Here is a 17,444-nt window from a genome sequence, read left to right on the forward strand (position 1 = left end):
CACCAACCAGGAGCCACCCCCATGGCAAACAACTACTACGACGCCACCGGCGTCCTCGTTCTCGACCAAGTCACCCCGGTGATTACCGCGCTGTTCGGCGGTTTGAAGCTGGATGCCTCATACCCCGGCAACGGCGAGGTCTACATCGCCCAGATTGCCGAAGACAGCGGCGCGCATTGGGACGATGTCTGCGAAGACCTCGTTGCACTGGCCCAGTCGCTGGGGCTGTCCGTGCCCAGCGAGGGCCCTCCCACGATGGACGACGTTCTGGCCGTGCTTTCCAGGCATTTCGGCACCGACCAGGACGAAGATCTGCAGCACCTGATCGAACACCATCGTTTCGAGGATGACTCGGATCTCGACGCGCTGTTCCTGATCGCCACGCGACTCGACGATGGTCACGGCCTCAAGGAGATTCGCTTCGAGGGTTGCTGGTATTGCAGCAAACCACGCCTCTTCAACTTCGGCGGTGACGGTTCTTTCATCAGCCGCGAGTTCTCGGTCTTCGGTGCCTCCGGTCAGGTGCTCGATCTCGGCAACCGTATCCGGCAAGCCCTTCTGATTCAGAACCTGGAGGCTGCTGCCAATCTGTTCGCCCGGGAAACACAACGCCTGCTCGCCGGCATCACCGACGAAACGCAGCGCCGGCAATTGCAACACCGCCTGTCCGAGCTGTTGAGCTGACAGGCCGCGATACGACGCTTGATCCATACCGGTGCCGCCTGCCGGCACCACTTCCTTTCCCACTGGGTCGATCCCCGGTGGGGGTTGGCCCTGCGTCACCCCTCACCGGAGAATCAAACCATGGACCATTCATCCAATCCTTTCGCCCGCGGCTACTACGGTTTCGAGATTCGGCGCCTTGCCGTCATCAGCTACGACGAGCGCCACCCGCAAACCTTTCTGCCGCTGCATCCATCGCAGGCTCATCTACCCGATGAAAAGGTGGCGTACCAAGCGTGCATCTTCAACGATGATTTCGTGCTGATCACCGAAGGCCAAACGGTGCCCGCCGAACTCGATGCCTTGTGCGGCGGCAGCGGCGCCGTGCAGGCCGTGTACCACAGCATCTATGGCCGAACCCTCGATAGAGGCTTCATCCATGTGGGCGACAGCTACACACTGGAATATGCCCAAGCGGTGGTGCGCAATCTGCAGTTCGAGACGGGCTTCTACAGCCGTGCCTGGGAGATCAGCACGGCCCACATCACCGAAGCATCGGGCCGCTACCTGTGCGAACTGGCGGATATCGCCACACCGAGCGGGTTCCTGTTCGTCGCCTTTCGCATCCCGTACAGCCCAGCCATCGGCGTCAAGCTGATCGCCACACCCTGGACGGATGAGAACCTGATGCACGTCGAAGGCATCACCGCCGAGCAACTGCGCCGGGAGCACCTGTCCAAGGGCATGCCCGAGGATCTGGCCGACGTACTGGCGCTGGCCGGACAGGCTGACGTCAGGGTGCTGGTATTCGATGCTGATGCCAACGAGCTGGACGGTCTGACCGTCTTCGAGGAAGAGGACGACACCCCCTCTGTGGACACCTGACCAGTCATGTCCCCCCGAGCCCCTCCGATGAGGGGCTTTTTTCTGCCTCGGGAATGCGGTGCAGGCCGGTTCGGTTTATCGCAGGCCGGGCCGGCCAGGCTCTGCCATCCTGCTGCCATGTTCGCTGGCGTAGCCGGCAACATCCCAGGCGGTCAAGGCCATCGAGACCGCGGCATGCCGATCGCGTGCTGGCTTTCATCCTCTTCTGGACGCACCGCGTCCATCCAATCCACCCACTTGGGACAACCCGCCCCCTGTGGCCGGGAAGTCCCTTTTTTCTGGAGATTTCCCATGGACCATCAACTCATTCGTCAACAACTCCCGACGCTGGTTTCCGGCCATGTGCCGTCCAATGCCCGCGGCTTCAAGTTCGTCATCTTCGACGGTGAGCCCAAGGTATCGACGATGGGCTTCCATATCGATCCCAAGCCTTTTGAAGGCAAGGTCATCGCGAGCACAGACGAGGCCATTGTCGTCAAGACCGGACGCACCCAGTTCATGGTGCTCGACCGGTCGCGCGTGACCGAGGAACCCGACGAAGGTGCCAAGGTACAGGTCGAGCCTTATGCCAGACGCCGCTTCGACGGCTTGCGAGCGGATACCCCCGAGGAACGCACCGAGTACACCCACGACGGCCAGCCCTACAAGCTGCAGACGTTCGTGCTCGGTTCGGCTCCGGCGAAACTGCCGGTCCCGCAGCCGCGCTGCCTGGAACTGCAGCAACTCATCGAGCAGTTGGAAACGCTGCCGGCGCCCGACGGCTACCGGCGCATCACGCACCTGTTGGTCGATGCTGGCGCGTGCGACTTCACTTGGGTCGATCCACTGCCCAAGGACATCATCGCCACGCCGCCGGCCATCAGTTTCAACGTGGTCACGGCGAAGTTCCAGGGGCGCGTCACCGTGCTGTACGAACGAGGCGACGATCTCTATGCGGTGGAACTGCACCGCGACGGTGAGCTGGTGGAGCGCGTGGATGAGGTGTTCTTCGATGACCTCGGCAACACGTTGGAACGCCTGATCGACGATGGCAGTTGGCGCCAGATTCGCGTCAGCACCGTGCAGAAGCCCGCACGGCGCAAGCCGCGGGCGGTATCCGCATGACTGCGCGAAGCGGCTGAGTCCGTCGGCGGCATTTCGTCCTTTCCGCACCGCCTTGTCGGAGCATTCATCCACCACGGCACTTGCCCCGGAAACTGGCCTCGCGCCAGCTTCCGGGGCTGTGCCTATCTGCTGGGAAATATCTCATGACCGTGTCGGCAGAACACTGAACCTGCCTCAGCCCCCCGGTTCCGCCGCGAGTGCGCACTTAGCTGGCCTGTTTTACCGAACGCCAGGACGACCTGTCCGACCCTGCCGAAGAGACCATCGGCTGCTATTGCGGCGATTGAATGCGGTCAGGCGACAGTACTCATTCCCGATGGTGTGCGAAGCCGCGCGGTGTGAGGCTTGCCCCATGCTTGCTGACGTTGTCAGCGACATGCCAGGCAACCATCGGTCTTCGAGGTTGCGGCGCGGCACCCGCCGCGTGACCGAGCCAGTTCGCAACGCATCCCTCCGTGCGAACGACCATCGGCTTGCCGGTGGTGGATGCACCTTCCTAGTCCATTCGCCTTATCAACCCACCGCGGGGTTACGCACCCCCCGCGCAGTCGGGTCCGGTGTGTCTCCGCTTCATTCCCATTGGAGATTCACCATGACCAATACGACTTCCAACGCGAAGAGCTACTTCGATCTTCACACCGAGGGCTACGCCCGCTTGCAGCGTGTCCGGGAGGTTCCTGTCCGTGGTGGCCGCCGTGCGCAGCCGTTCCTGGCTTGCACTGTCGCCGCACTCGTCGGGTCCGCCAAAGACCCCGTCACCCGCTACTTCGACGTCAAAGTCTCCGGTGCCGACGCCAAGAAATTGGTCGAGAGTTACATCGGCGTCGATGACCCGAGGCAGCGTCCGCTGGTCAAGTTCCGGATCGGCGATCTCTGGGGCGATGCCTTCATGCGCACCAGCGGCGACCGCAAGAATCAGCCGGCGGCCAGTCTCAAGGGCCGACTGTTGAAAGCCGAACTGATCGATCGTGCCGAACTGGCGCAGATCGAGCAGTACGAGCTGATCACCCGGGGTATCGGTTATCTCAACCGTCCGCGCGAGGTTACGCCGAAGGATGGCGATCCGTTCCTGTCGTGCTCCATCGGGGCGCTGGCCGGCCCGGTCGATGAGCCGGATTACCGGTACATCAACACCATCGTCGCCACTGCGGACGCCCAGCATCTGGTGCGCCGCTGCGTACAGGCCATCGAGGCCGAGCGCAAGGTGCTGATCGCCTTCCGTCTCAACGACATGAAGGCCGATGCGTACCTCCGCACCAAGGGCGAGCGTGCCGGCGAACCGGCGGCGAGCCTGGAATCCAAGCTGATCCACATCGGCCTGATCAAGATCGATGGCCAGCAGGTCTTTCCGGCCGCCGCACCGGCGCCCGTTTCCGAGGACGCTGCGGCGACCGAGGATGCGGATACCGCCGATGGCACCGTCGAGGCGCCGACCGCCGAGTCCGTTCAGGACGAACCCGTGCCGGCACCCGAGGCCGAGGAACCCGCACTCGCGGCTTCCTTCTGATCCACCCCCGCAAGGCCCCATTCCGGGGTCTTGCTTCTTATCCCCAACCTGCCTGCAGGCCACTGACGTGGCGCGTGGGCGTTCGTCTTTTCATCCCCGCAGTCCGTTCCGCACCGTGCGGATTCGGCTGCATAACAATCCCAGGAGAATGCCATGTCTCTCGCATCCCGTTTCGCACCGCGCTCACCGGTACTGCGCTCGGACCGTCCTCTGTTGGACGACCAGATTCGCGCCGTGGTGCCGTCGATCTTTGCGGAAACACCGCACGAAAGCCGTTCCCAGCGGTACAGCTACATCCCGACGGCCACCGTGCTGTCGGAACTTCGTCAGGAGGGATTCCTGCCCTTCATGGTGTGCCAAACACGTGTCCGCAACGAGGACCGCCGCGAGTACACCAAACACCTGATCCGCCTTCGCCACGCCAGCCAGATCAATGGCGACGAAGCCAACGAGATCATCTTGTTGAACTCGCACGATGGCACCAGCAGCTATCAGATGCTGGCAGGTCAGTTTCGATTCGTCTGCCAGAACGGGCTGGTCTGCGGCGACACGTTCGCGGACATCCGCGTGCCTCACAAGGGCGATGTCGCGGGCCAGGTCATCGAAGGTGCCTACGAAGTCCTGAAAGGCTTCGAGCGGGTGCAGGAAGCGCGCGAGAGCATGCGCGCGATCACGCTGGAGGCTGGGGAGGACGACGTTTTCGCCCGTTCGGCCCTGGCGCTCAAGTACGACGATCCGGACAAGCCCGCGCCTGTCACGGAGAGTCAGTTGTTGGTTCCCAGACGCTGGGACGATCGCAAGAGCGACCTCTGGTCGATCTTCAACCGCGTCCAGGAAAACCTCGTCAAGGGAGGGCTGACCGGACGCACTGCGAACGGCCGCCGCCAGCGTACCCGCCCTGTACAGGGTATCGATCAGAACCTGCGCCTGAACCGCGCCCTCTGGATGCTCGCCGAAGGCATGCGCCAGTTGAAGTCCTGAGCCACTACTCGGACCTCGCCCGTCAGGGCGGGTCCATTTTCTTCCTGACCCGTTGCGCGCCGCGCAAGACGGTTCCATTCATCACAAGGAGATATGCCATGGCTACAGCAGCCGTTCAATCCGATCCGCCCCTCATCGTCCGCGGCCAACTCGCCATCCGCACCATCCCGGGCCGCAACGGTCGGTTCACGGTCGGTCGCCTCACGACCCGCCTTGGACTGTTCCATGTGAAAGACCCGGAACTGGAGCAGTACCCCGAAGGGAAGTACGACGGTGAGTTCGTCATCCGCTACATCTATCCGAAGGCCTATCCGGTTGGCGATGGCATGCGCTTTGAAATCCGCGCCAACCTGGACGGCATGACCCTGTCGGGCATCGACAAGCTGAGCAAGGCCGAGGCTCGCGCCTTCGCCGCACAGGACGTCGATCCGCTCGATGAAGAGCTGGGCACGCCACCGGCGACAACGCCGGCAACAGCCGAGAAATCCAAGTCCCGGTCCAAGCCGGAGCCTGCGCCCGTGCAGGCATCGAAGGACCCGCTGGTCGATACCACGCCATTCGGCGTCGATACGCCGTCCGCCACCGTGGCCGCTTCGGATAGTCCCGAGAGCGACGACGCGGCGCTGTTCGGCATTCTCTGGCCGTTGGAAGAGTCGGTGAAACTTGACTCGACCATCGATCGCCGCACCCTGCGTCTGCAGATCGCGCGGCTCAACCAGTTGGGCTATGCCTTCGACGCCACGGCCCAGCAATGGAACCTGCAACTCGAACCGCAGGCTGCCTGATCGTCCTGCCGCATCCGCGGCATTTCATCCACCCGCCGGGGCAGCCCCGATGGGGAGGTTCCCGGCTATTTCAATCGAGGAGCTTCACCATGAGTCGGCACTACTTCGACACATTTCACAAAGGATTTTCCGTCACCGTACTACTCGGCTGGGATCGGCCGATGAACTACTTCTTCTTGGTCATCGAGAAGCCAACCGAGTTGATCGACGACACCATGAAGGTCGAGAGCGACGACTTCTTGTACAGCAATCTGCACGAGAGCGATCCGTTCAACCATGACCTGGACTACTACCGTGAGGTCTTGCGTCATTTTCAGATCCTTGTGCCGGAAAGCCTGTTCATCGAGGTCCAGCACGACGCTGAAAGGAATGTCGGCAACCGCGTAGTCAAGCATCAGGCCGACGGTTCGTTCACCGAACGTGAACTCTGAGTAGTCCGCGTTCTTTCATCCCTAACGGGGCATTCACTGCCCCTGCGGGTGGTGGTGCCCCTCACTCATTGAGGACTCCACCATGTCTGCATCTTCATCCCCACAGCTGCTGTACCGCATCGACGAATGCGGCGACGTGATGGCCGATGCCTGCGTCTGCGGCGAAGACGGCGATCTGGTCTTTCTGTCGGTCTGGGCGCGGGACACCGCGATCCAGCAGTTTCTCGCCCGGCTCACCTTGGGCCGCGACGAGGATGGACTGGACCAGTTCCATCTCATCACCGACCAGGGCGGCTCCGTGCCCGTGTTCGTTCCCTCGGTCGAGCGTCTGGAAAAGCGCTTGACCCGCAGCTATCGCCGCACCCTGTTCGGGTCGCTCGTCAATCTCTGGCTGTTCGATCGGCGCTGCATCCGGCCGGACAAGGCCACCACCAGCGCGCTCGCACTGTTGCCGCGCGCGGCGGCCGATCCTACGTCGCGCCTCTGGCTGCTCGTCAAGGAGACGTGCCCGCTGCCCTTGCTGGATCACTGGCAAGGGACGGTGCTGGCACTGCTGCGAGACCGCGACATGCTCCGCGACCTGCCGACGGCCCTCGGGCCGCTGCGTGGATTTCGTCTGGGGCTGGACGTGCCAGCGCTCACCGAAGCGCTGGGCAGCCTGATCCGCCAGGGCGTACTGACCGCCCATCCGCTCCCGCAGCCGGCGACCACCCAACGGTCGCTGGAAGCGGTGGCCTGACCCACGGCAGGTGCGTGTGACCGACACGCACCCGCTTTCCTTCATCCCCGCTACAGGAGATTTCTTATGGCACTCATGTTCCCGCGGCTCGCCCGCAACTTCATCAAGGCTGGATATTTTCCGACCGACGAGCCCACGCTCGAAAGAGCGCTCAGCGCACTGGCGCCCGGCGACGGGCCGATGTGCATTCTCGATCCTTGTGCAGGCGAAGGCGTCGCCATCGCGGAGGCTGCGCATGCCCTCGGGCGTGACCAGGTCACCGCCTATGCGGTGGAGTTCGACCCGGAGCGCGCCAACCATGCGCGTCTGCTCGTCGATCACTGCATCCAGGGCGACCTCATGGACACCTTGATCGCACGCCAGAGCTTCGGTTTGCTGTGGCTCAACCCGCCATACGGGGATCTGTCCAAGGATGCGAACGGCAACATCGGCTACGACGGCAAGGGCCGCGCACGGCTGGAAAAGCTGTTCTATCAGCGCACGCTGCAACTGCTGCAGTACGACGGCATCTTGGTTTTCATCGTCCCGCACTACGTGCTTGACCAGGAACTGGTCGGTTGGCTCACGCGGCACTTTGCCGATCTGCGCATCTACCGAGCGGTGGATACGCAGTTCAAGCAGGTGGTCGTGTTCGGTCGCCGGGTCCGCCAGCGCGAGCTGGTGGGCGATGAGGTCAAGAACGTCCGTGCTCGCCTGTTGCAGATCGGGCAAGGCGACCTGGAAGCGGAGGAACTGCCACCCGCGTGGCCATCGCTTCCGTATGCCGTCCCTGTCGCCCAGCACGAGCCGGAGCATTTCTACCGTCTGAGCATGGAGCCGGCGCAGTTCGCCGACGAAGTGCAGCGCCTGCATGGCCTGTGGCCGTCGTTCGAGACCCATCTGGGCGCCGCCCAGCAGTCCTTGCGCCGCCCGGCGCGCGCATTGTCCCAGTGGCACCTGGCACTGGCCCTCGCGGCCGGCGCGATCTCCGGTGTCGTGCAGTCGAAGAACGGCCGCACCCTGGCCGTGAAAGGCGACACCTACAAGCAGAAGGCGACGACCACCGAATATCGCGAGCGCGATGACGGTTCAATCGCAGAGACACGCATCCTCACCGACAAGTTTGTCCCCGTGATTCGTGCCTGGGACTTGTCCCCGGACTCGGCCACCCTCGGCCGGATTCTCACCATCCACTGATCGCATCGGGCGGCTCGCCGCCTTGCTTCATTCATCCACCAGAAGGAGAACTCCCATGCTTTCGCGTTTGTTCGCGCGGCGCGAGCCGCAAGCCCGTCCGTTGTTCGCCCTCGGTTCGCTGAGGCTGAGCGAGAAGGTGCACTGGTTGGCCAGCAAAGGCCTCATCGATCCCTTGCCTTATGTGCAGCGCCATGTGCGAGGCGATTGGGGCGATGTCGACGAGACCACCCGCCAGGTCAATGATGTGGCACTCGACCAGGACAATCCCATGATCTCTCGCTACAGGATCACGCCGCAGCTGCTGCTGATCGTGATGACCAGCGAGGATCACCGCACCACCGTGGTCCAACTGCCCGAAGAGCAGTCCTCGATCTAGCACCAGCCCATTTCATCCACCCACCGGGGTCATGTCGCCCCGATGGGGACGCCATGGCCCTTTCTTTCATCGAAGGAGCTATCACCATGGCAACTGTAATGTCCATCAGCGCGGCCCCCAATCTGCGCTTCTCGCCGGGTGCGACGGTCATGACCGTCGGCGTGGCCAATCTGGTCGAACAGGGACGGCTCAACCCGAGCCCGTACCTTCGCCGCCACCTCAGCGGCGACTGGGGCGACCTCGACGAGGACGATCGGCGATCGAACGATGCCGCGCTGGCATCGGGCGAGGCCCGGTTGCTCTCTTCGTACCAGGTCGATCCCGATCTGAAACTCTGGATCATCACTGAGTGGGACCGCAGCGTCACGACGCTGTTGTTACCCAGCGAGTATTGATTTCCGGGCGGCTGCGCGCCGTCCACCCACCTTCACCCCCAGGGGCATACATCGCCCCTGGGGGCGGTGCATGCCCCATTTTTTTGGAGCATCACCATGACCATGCAACTCGAAGCGGCCCCCGCCGCACCTTCCATGCCCGCCACGGGCGATCTGTTCAACCCTGCGGACAGCGAAAGCGATCTGTCTTTCAGCCTGCAGGATTTCGTCACCGAGTTTGGGGATGAGTTACTCGACTCCCTCAACCGGGCCAACCCGCCCGTTTACAACGGTGTGCCGCGCGCCAACCGCCAGCTCGTCCTCGCCAGCCTCAAGCGGCAGCTGTTCCCCGCCCAGGCCGAGGTCGTCCATGCGGCCGCCGAACTGCTCGTCAATCAGGGCGAGCGCGCGGCCATCGTCAATGGCGAGATGGGGACGGGAAAAACCACCGTCGGCATCGCGCTAGGGGCGGTGCTCAACGCGGAAGGCTATCGCCGCACGCTCGTCCTCAGCCCGCCCCATCTAGTCTACAAATGGCGGCGCGAGATCCTCGAAACCGTCGCCGGTGCGAAAGTCTGGGTGCTCAACGGCCCGGACACATTGCTCAAGTTGATCAAGCTGCGCGAGCAGTTGAACGTGCCGGCCGAAGGGCAGGAGTTCTTCATCATCGGCAGGGTCAGAATGCGGATGGGATTCCACTGGAAGCCCGCCTTCGTCCGCAAACGCACCCGTTACGGCATGGTCGGCGCCTGCCCGCACTGCGGGACGATGGTCACTGATCTCGACGGCGAGCCGGTCAGTGCTCTGGAGCTGGAGGCGGAAGAAACCCGCCGCAAGTGCCATGTCTGCGACGGCGCACTCTGGACGCTGATGCGGCCACGTAGCCTGTCGGGCAGTGATCAGTCCTCGGCGGTGCTGCGTGCGCTGAAGAGAATCCCGACCATCGGCGAGGCCACGGCCAACAAGCTGATGAAGACCTTCGGCGATTCGTTCCTGGCGTCGATGCTCGGCGACAACCTGCACAACTTCATCAACCTGATGGACGAGCGCGGGGAGTTGGTGTTTTCCGACCGGCAGGCGCAGCGCATGGAACGCGCCATGTCCTCAATGGAGTTCGGCTTCGGAGAAGGCGGCTATCAGCCCTCGGAATATGTGAAGCGGTATCTGCCGCAAAGCACCTTCGACTTGCTCATCGCAGATGAAGCCCATGAATACAAAACGGGTGGATCGGCGCAGGGCCAGGCGATGGGCGTCATCGCAGCCAAGGCACGCAAGACCGTACTGCTAACCGGTACCCTCATGGGGGGCTATGCAGACGATCTCTTTCATTTGCTGTTCCGGGCCTTGCCCGCGAGGATGATCGAAGATGGTTACCGCCCGAGCGCCAGCGGCAGCATGAATGCCGCTGCCATGGCGTTTATGAGGGACCATGGTGTCCTCAAGGACATCTATTCCGAGAGCAACGGGCCGGCCCACAAGACCGCCAAAGGCTCGAAGATCACCGTCAGAACGGTCAAGGCACCCGGGTTCGGGCCGAAAGGCGTACTGCGCTGCGTGCTGCCGTACACGATCTTCCTCAAGCTCAGAGACATCGGCGGCGTGCTGCCGCCGTATGACGAAGAGTTCCGGGAGGTCGCCATGGATGCCGGGCAGGCCGACGCCTACCGCAATCTGGCCGCCAGCCTGACGGCGGAACTCAAGGAGGCCCTGCGCAAGCGGGATACCACCTTGCTGGGCGTAGTCCTCAATGTGCTGTTGGCGTGGTCCGACTGCTGCTTCCGGGCAGAAACCGTGCGCCACCCGCGTACGCGCCAGGTCCTGGCCTTCACACCGGCCCAGTTCAACGAGCTGGAGATCATGCCGAAAGAGCGTGAGCTGATCGACATCTGCCGCGAGGAGAAAGCCGCGGGTCGTAAGACCCTGGTGTACTCCGTCTACACCGGCACGCGCGATACCACCAGCCGTTTGAAGATGTTGCTGGAGCAAGAGGGTTTTCGGGTGGCGGTACTGCGCGCAAGCGTGGATGCCTCTCGCCGCGAAGACTGGATTGCCGAGCAGCTCGATCGCGGGATCGACGTCCTCATCACGAATCCGGAACTGGTGAAAACCGGCCTGGATTTGCTGGAGTTCCCCACGATTGTGTTCATGCAGTCGGGGTGGAACATCTACACGTTGCAACAAGCCGCGCGCCGGTCATGGCGGATCGGCCAGAAGCAGCATGTGAAGGTGATCTACCTGGGGTATGCGGCCACGTCGCAGATGACGTGCTTGGCCCTGATGGCGAAGAAGATCCTGGTATCGCAGAGCACCTCCGGCGACGTCCCGGAATCGGGGCTGGATGTGCTCAACCAGGACGGCGATTCGATCGAGGTCGCCCTGGCCCGGCAACTCGTCGCGGCCTGATACTCTCGTTCATGCCGGCGTCCCTCTGGGCGCCGGCTTTTTTTATTCCTGCACAGTACCTTCAATCGTCGCCATGACGCCCAGCGTCGGGGTCGTTAAACTGGGCGGACATACGCAGATCTCGAGGGGCATGATGGTCATGGTGATCGAAGCAGCCTACGCGAATGGCACTGGCGTCGCGAATGCACTGCGCATGTCGCAGGCCCAGTGGCTGGGGCTGCAACGGAACTATCACGTCGGCGATCTGCTAATGCCATGCTGCAATGCTCCAGCCGTCCCCAAGATCAGTGCCAATGGCCATCCTTTCTTCGCGCATCTAAGCGGTGCCTGCAGCACTTCCGAAGAAAGCCAGTGGCACCTCGCGGCCAAGATACTGGTGCGCAGCGTTTTGGAGGATCTTGGTTGCCGAGCCTCGGTTGAGGTTCCAGGGAGCAGCGAAACCAGCCGCTGGAAAGCCGATGTCTGGGGCGAGCGTGGCGAGGCCAAGTTGGCTATCGAGATCCAAAGGTCATATCAGTCGCTGCGTGACTACCGTACCCGGCAAAAGAAATATCGGGCCGAGGGCATCAAGGCGCTTTGGTTGCTAAGACAAGAGAGATACAGCACTCTCACGAGGAGCATGAGCAAGGAGCGACTGCGGACCGAGTTCGGAGGAAAATTCCCTCCAGCCGGGCACTTCGGCCCATGTCTCGCAGATGTGCCTATAGCAATGCTCGAGTTGGAGCCGACCACCACGATCACAGGTGCTGGATTTTTCACCGCCAGTCTTCCGGATTTACTCGAAGCAGTGCTTAGTGATCGCTTTCTTTGCGTAGATGGTCTTTGGTGCATCGACAACCTAGATGCGATGTCTCGTGCCGCCCAACTTGCGCGCGAACGTGCCGCAGCCCAGCGCGCGGCAGATATTTAGTTAAGAACCGGTATTAACTCATCCGGAGCCCATGCGATTCTGATACAGCCCCAACCCTTATATAGTCGCTCAGAGGTTCGCAGCACGCATTCGTGCCTCTAATTCATCCAGGAATGGTGAGCGCCCATGGCGCATCGGACCATAGCGCCCTTCAACGAATCCCGAGTACAGCATGTGAACCTCGTCGCGGGCGCGTGTGAGTCCCACATAGAACAGCCGGCGACTCTCGCGCAACTTCTCTGGACTCAGTTTTCGCCATGGCAAACTCCCATAGTCGAGACCGACCATAATGACCACGTCGTACTCGCATCCCTTAGCGGAATGAAGTGTCAGCAGGTTCAGGTGATCCGGCGAACCATCACGTCCGCCCAGACTCGCAATGTCCAGCGTAGCCAGCGCGCCACCTTCGGCAAGCGCCGCCGTCATGCGATCCAGTTGTTCCTTCTGATCGGCAAGCGACGATTCAGCAACCAACAGACGATCCAAGATGCCGTTGCGCAGTGATGCGACAAAATCACGTGCGGACTGCTGATCGGCGCGCAACGCCCACAACAGAGCGGTTAGCTCCTGCCCCTCGCGTCGAGCCTGCGCATCGTCCAAGTTCGCTCGATGAAATGCGAGATAACGGTCGATCAATCCACGCAGTTGCGGACGCGCGATACGCCAGCCACCCGCACACCATGCGGCGCAGTCTTCTACCCAACTCGTCAAGGCAACTTTACGGTAAGGCGCGGCGGTGTCCACGCGGATATAATCGAAACCGCCGGCTGCCACGGCCTTGGCCACAATATCGCCTGCGCGATAGTCCGTATACAAGATTGCGATATCGCCCAGCGTTCGTCCTGGCTTGGAGTCCAAGGCCACCGGAATGATCTGCGCGACGGCGTGTGCGGCCTGATCTGCGAGCCCATCAGGGCACAGCACAAACTCGATAGTCGCCTGACGGGTCGGGTCGTTCGCCCGATAGCCACGATCCTCACCCAACGCCATTTCTGAAGCGCTGACAATGCCTGCCCCTGAGCGATAATTCAATTGAAGTCTGACCGGCTCGATGTCTTCACGCTCAGCTAGCTCCATGAGCAACGCGCCATCGGCCCCTGTGAAACCGTAGATCGACTGGTCTGCATCACCGACTGCGAACAAGCGCACGCCACCATCAAAAGCCAGGCGCTTGACGATGCGATGGAGTGCAACCCCCAAATCCTGATATTCATCTACCGCCAGCACCGGAAATTTCGCCTGCACCAGAGGCAGTACCCAATCATGCTCAGCGATCAGGCGCTGGCCATAGACCACCATGTCGTCGTAGTCGATCAGCCCCCCTTGGCGCAGTGCCGCCTCGTAGGCTTCGGCCCAGGCGGCAAGTTCTTCCTCGCTACGCCAGGCAACGCTGTTTCGGTTCAGTACGGATCGGCGATGCCGTCCAAGATCGATAGCTTTGTAAGGATGGTTGGCCCCAAAGAGCTCGTCTCCGGACTGCCTGATCAAACGATCACTCACTCGCTGGGATGCCACTGAGAGGGGAAACTGAATCGGTAGATCAGCTAAGCGTCCATATGGCATCAACAGATGGCGTAGGCAGAATCCGTGGACGGTGCCGATGAACAGGTTTGGCGCCTCCCGCAGCCCCAACATTTCAAGCCGACGGGTTAATTCGCGTGCGCACTCTTGACTGTAGGTGATGCACGCAGCACCACGCGGTGCCTGCACGTCTTCGGCCAAGATGCGAGCCAGCTTCAGCACAAGCGTCTTGGTTTTTCCGCTTCCAGGGCCGGCGAGCACCACGCAATGTCCCTGGGAGTTGTACGCCGCCAACTGACCAGGATTTCCGGCCAGCTCGGCAGCCTGGGCCAGGTAGGCTGTGCTGAAACTACGCGACGGCATTGCGGATATGCTCCAGCGCGGAACGGATGTAGTGCGGGCAAGTATCCTCGGACACTGAGCGTGCAAGGGCCTGAGCGAATCGTCCCTTTCCGATTCTTTCGATAAGCTTCAGCAGCCGTTCTTCATCGACCTGGTCTAAGTCATCCACCCACTGCTGCAATGCTTCTCGGGTTGCTTGCCTCAGTTGCGGCAATTCCTGCTGAATTACATCCCGCATCGACTCAGCCAACCCACCGGCGAACAACTCCGTTTCCAGTGTGTTCTCGTTCACGAAGTATCCGAACTCCTCGGCAAGCTCAATTACGTCATCTGTCTCCATCTCCGAGTGGTCGTACTCGTCTTCAACCACGTCAAGAAGATTGATCAGTCGCCGGCGAACCAGCGGAGCCTTGCCATTGACCGGATCATAGTCCGTCAGGATGACATGAGGAATATCCAGTCCTTCAGGGCCTAGGAGCTTCACATACGGCGTGAAGTTAGTTCCGCCAACCGAGCACACGGTAATCCCAAGCATATCGAGGTGGATATCAAGCGCCTCAGCGAACGCGGGGACCAGGAAACGCTCTGCGTCGCCTTCGACCAGAATGACCCCCCGAGAAAAGAAAATCTCGCCACGCGTGACATCAATGTAGCGCTGTAGATCTTCTTCATCCCTCTGTGTGAACGGCGCATTCGCAGTTGAAACGGCGACAGTCTTGCCTGCCCCCACGTCATGACGTAGCAGAACGATGGATCTAATCGGCGTAACGCTTGCAATGTGTGGGGAGTGAGTTGTAAGGATCGTTGTTAGCGGAGCATCTTCCTCGTTTTCATCCCCTCCGGTGCCAAGGAAATAACGATAGACAAGGCGCTGAACGTGCGGGTGCAGGTGCGCTTCGGGCTCCTCAACCACAAAGAATGTATGGTCACGTTCTCCGTCAGACACGAGGCGGTCGAGTTCGAGGCTCTTCAATGCCAGGAAGATCAGGTTCGCGGTTCCCAGACTAGCGTCACCGACGCCGCGAATTCCATTGTCAATTAACAATCGCAAGCTGCGAAGCAGCGCATCCACCCGAGTTGGAGCGAGTCCAAGCGACACAGGCACAGCATGCTGCTCACCAGCAATGGAGATCAACCGCTCGCTGATCCGGTTCGCCGTCGCAACCACTTGGGCGTGGCCAGCTAGTTCCCGCTGTGCGTCGTCAACCTGATTTTGAATCTCCTCACGGGCGTCTTCGTCCAACGACTCGGCAAGATCTTCGATGAGGGGTCTCAATGGTGAATTGCGCCAACTCGCGAGATCCTTCTCAGCATCACGCAGTGCCACCTGGACGTCTATTGGCAACATGCGGCGAAACGCACTACCGACGTGCATTTCGGGGTCGTTACCACCAAAGATCACATACTCATAGTCTTTCAACGATTCCGGAGCGCGTCCCAGTCCGGCTTTGGGCTGGAAGCGATAGGTGAGACGGGCCGTCATGGGTGGGCCTGGATCAATCACACAATCGTTGAGATGAGCCATCAACCGCGGGTTATCAGTGAAGTCGGTCAAGTCCACCGAGACTTCGATGATTTTACCGATCTTGTCTTCAACCAGGCCATCCCAGAAGTGCTCTATGCTCAATTGCCGGTCACGCTCGGACAATCCTGGGTCGAGAATCAGCTGTAATCCACGAATGAAGTTACTTTTTCCGACTTTATTCTCACCAACGATAACGATGCTATCGCCAGTCTTTATATCAACATCCGAAAAATTGGCGAAATTGATCAGCCTAACGCGTGAGATCCGCATGCACACCCCCTGCAATATGTCTTACGAATAATATCAGCCCATCGTCGGCAACACCGTTAGTTATTCACCGCCTTCCCTACAAGCCTGCGCTGACTCAACCTCCGAAGACTCATACTTCCAACCTACACCCGCGAACAAAGCGATCCAAGACTCTTTCGTATTCTTTGCTGAACGATTCGGTCTGCCCGGCGAAGGTATCGGCTCATCGCCATCGAGAGCCGAACCATGCCAGCAACCCAACTTCTACGGCGCCTGACCGGCAGCGGCCTGCTGATCACCGCTGTGTTGAGCGGCGGCTGCGCCACCACCGCCGCACCGCCCGTTGATCCTCTTGTCGAGGAAGCCGACACAGCGCCGCAGTCACCTGAACTGATTCCGGTGGTGCGCTATGGCCGCTACACGCTCGTGGAGCTTGTTCCCACCGCGGCCCAGCGTGACCTGCTGCTGCAGGTCATCGACGTGGCGATGCCAGCGGATGCCAGAGCGACGGTGGGCGACGGCCTGCGCCACGCACTCCAGCGCAGCGGCTACCAGCTTTGCGAGAACGCCCATGCGGTGATCGAGCTGTATTCGCTGCCGCTGCCGGCGGCGCACCTGTATCTGGGGCCGATGACGCTGCGCGACGCACTGCTCACGCTCGCCGGGCCGGCCTGGGATGTACAGGTCGATGACAGGGCGCGCCAGATCTGCTTCGTTCCTGCCGGCGAGCCCTCCGCAGATCCCGAGACCGACACGCCACTGGCCGCGCCGGTGCAGACCTTTCCCATCGTCGACGGAGGCCAGCCATGAGCGCAGTGGCCCATGCGTCGCGTTCGCGCGCGGCCTTCGTGCTGTACCTGCTGCTGTGGGCCTGGATGGTCGGACTCAGCGCACTGGTGCTCGTCAACTTCCGCGTTGCGGGCGACCTGGCCGGTCAGAGTCAAGTTGATTCGGCCTTACGCCAACTGCAGGTGCTCGAAGGCCGGCTCGCCGAATTCGCCGACGACGTACAGACGCTGCAAGCCCGCCCCGAAGCGGCGACCACGGCAGCTTTGCAGGAAGCTTTGCAGGACACCCGCCAGCGCCTCGAAGCCGACATCGCCCGTCTCGAACAGTCGCTGGCCGGCTACGCCACCGAGGCGGCCCTGCAGACACTGCACAGCGAGGTCGAGCAGCTCAAGGCACAGCGCCAGACCGCCGCGCGCACGCCCGCAGCGCCGCGTCCCGCCAGGGCGACGACGACGGCACCGGCACAGGTGCCGTTTCCCTTCCGCTTGATCGGTGCGGAACTGCGCGCCGGGCAGCGCGCCGTTTCCATCGCCCCCGCCACCGACCCGCTCTCGGCCGGGCAGATCCAGGTGCTGCTTCCCGGCGAGCATGCCGGGCGCTGGCAGTTGCAGACCATCGACGGCAACACCGCCGTGTTCCAGGCCGGCGACCAGACGCGCCGGCTGGCGATTCCTTGATCGGGAG

General features: G+C 61.7%; 17 protein-coding genes. 15 read left to right on the forward strand and 2 right to left on the reverse strand.

Going from position 1 to position 17,444, the window contains the following annotated elements:
* Window positions 1-21 precede the first annotated feature (21 nt).
* The 13 genes from RVM24_RS06365 (at window position 22) to RVM24_RS06425 (ending at window position 12,334) form a co-directional block, all read left to right on the forward strand.
* On the forward strand, window positions 22-684 hold the full coding sequence (locus RVM24_RS06365; RefSeq protein ID WP_058167138.1) for a hypothetical protein: 663 nt from the start codon (window positions 22-24) through the stop codon (window positions 682-684).
* 120 nt (window positions 685-804) lie between these two features.
* Window positions 805-1,548 (forward strand): hypothetical protein, encoded by a 744-nt coding sequence (locus RVM24_RS06370; protein WP_058167137.1) that lies wholly within the window; start codon window positions 805-807, stop codon window positions 1,546-1,548.
* Between the two features lie 291 nt (window positions 1,549-1,839).
* Complete coding sequence (locus RVM24_RS06375; RefSeq protein WP_003296462.1) at window positions 1,840-2,652, forward strand: hypothetical protein; 813 nt, start codon at window positions 1,840-1,842, stop codon at window positions 2,650-2,652.
* A 592-nt stretch (window positions 2,653-3,244) separates the two neighbouring features.
* Window positions 3,245-4,159 (forward strand): DUF3577 domain-containing protein, encoded by a 915-nt coding sequence (locus RVM24_RS06380; RefSeq protein ID WP_033947817.1) that lies wholly within the window; start codon window positions 3,245-3,247, stop codon window positions 4,157-4,159.
* Between the two features lie 153 nt (window positions 4,160-4,312).
* The gene (locus tag RVM24_RS06385; protein ID WP_003296474.1) at window positions 4,313-5,140 is read left to right on the forward strand and encodes a DUF932 domain-containing protein; all 828 of its coding nucleotides are present in this window, start codon (window positions 4,313-4,315) and stop codon (window positions 5,138-5,140) included.
* Window positions 5,141-5,238: 98 nt separating this feature from the next.
* Window positions 5,239-5,925, forward strand: a complete 687-nt coding sequence (locus tag RVM24_RS06390) for a DUF3275 family protein (protein ID WP_058167136.1) — start codon at window positions 5,239-5,241, stop codon at window positions 5,923-5,925.
* A gap of 89 nt (window positions 5,926-6,014) precedes the next feature.
* The gene (locus RVM24_RS06395) at window positions 6,015-6,356 is read left to right on the forward strand and encodes a hypothetical protein (RefSeq protein ID WP_106763501.1); all 342 of its coding nucleotides are present in this window, start codon (window positions 6,015-6,017) and stop codon (window positions 6,354-6,356) included.
* Between the two features lie 82 nt (window positions 6,357-6,438).
* Window positions 6,439-7,095: a hypothetical protein gene (locus RVM24_RS06400; protein WP_106763503.1), complete on the forward strand. Its 657-nt coding sequence runs from the start codon at window positions 6,439-6,441 to the stop codon at window positions 7,093-7,095.
* A 66-nt stretch (window positions 7,096-7,161) separates the two neighbouring features.
* A complete protein-coding gene (locus RVM24_RS06405) occupies window positions 7,162-8,271 on the forward strand; it encodes a DUF6094 domain-containing protein (RefSeq protein ID WP_058167133.1) in 1,110 nt (369 codons plus the stop codon).
* A gap of 55 nt (window positions 8,272-8,326) precedes the next feature.
* A complete protein-coding gene (locus RVM24_RS06410) occupies window positions 8,327-8,647 on the forward strand; it encodes a hypothetical protein (protein WP_015879475.1) in 321 nt (106 codons plus the stop codon).
* A 98-nt stretch (window positions 8,648-8,745) separates the two neighbouring features.
* The gene (locus RVM24_RS06415) at window positions 8,746-9,042 is read left to right on the forward strand and encodes a hypothetical protein (RefSeq protein ID WP_427776059.1); all 297 of its coding nucleotides are present in this window, start codon (window positions 8,746-8,748) and stop codon (window positions 9,040-9,042) included.
* 96 nt (window positions 9,043-9,138) lie between these two features.
* On the forward strand, window positions 9,139-11,424 hold the full coding sequence (locus tag RVM24_RS06420; RefSeq protein ID WP_165794830.1) for a helicase-related protein: 2,286 nt from the start codon (window positions 9,139-9,141) through the stop codon (window positions 11,422-11,424).
* A 139-nt stretch (window positions 11,425-11,563) separates the two neighbouring features.
* Complete coding sequence (locus RVM24_RS06425) at window positions 11,564-12,334, forward strand: competence protein CoiA (protein WP_041609888.1); 771 nt, start codon at window positions 11,564-11,566, stop codon at window positions 12,332-12,334.
* A 69-nt stretch (window positions 12,335-12,403) separates the two neighbouring features.
* On the opposite strand, the gene RVM24_RS06430 is transcribed toward RVM24_RS06425, so the two are convergent.
* Window positions 12,404-14,218, reverse strand: coding sequence for an ATP-dependent helicase (locus RVM24_RS06430; protein ID WP_015879479.1), 1,815 nt, complete (start codon window positions 14,216-14,218; stop codon window positions 12,404-12,406).
* Complete coding sequence (locus RVM24_RS06435; protein WP_015879480.1) at window positions 14,205-15,992, reverse strand: ATP-dependent nuclease; 1,788 nt, start codon at window positions 15,990-15,992, stop codon at window positions 14,205-14,207. Before RVM24_RS06435 ends, RVM24_RS06430 begins: the two co-directional genes overlap by 14 nt.
* 225 nt (window positions 15,993-16,217) lie before the next feature.
* Here RVM24_RS06435 and RVM24_RS06440 point away from each other — a divergent pair, with 225 nt between their 5' ends.
* Together RVM24_RS06440 and RVM24_RS06445 are read left to right on the forward strand one after the other, a co-directional pair.
* Window positions 16,218-16,781: a PilL N-terminal domain-containing protein gene (locus RVM24_RS06440; RefSeq protein WP_015879481.1), complete on the forward strand. Its 564-nt coding sequence runs from the start codon at window positions 16,218-16,220 to the stop codon at window positions 16,779-16,781.
* Window positions 16,778-17,437, forward strand: coding sequence for a hypothetical protein (locus RVM24_RS06445; RefSeq protein WP_015879482.1), 660 nt, complete (start codon window positions 16,778-16,780; stop codon window positions 17,435-17,437). The genes RVM24_RS06440 and RVM24_RS06445 overlap by 4 nt, the downstream gene beginning before the upstream one ends.
* Window positions 17,438-17,444 lie beyond the last annotated feature (7 nt).

Origin of the sequence: Marinobacter sp. KM021 (assembly GCF_050707965.1) — a bacterium.
GTDB classification, from domain to species: domain Bacteria; phylum Pseudomonadota; class Gammaproteobacteria; order Pseudomonadales; family Oleiphilaceae; genus Marinobacter; species Marinobacter shengliensis.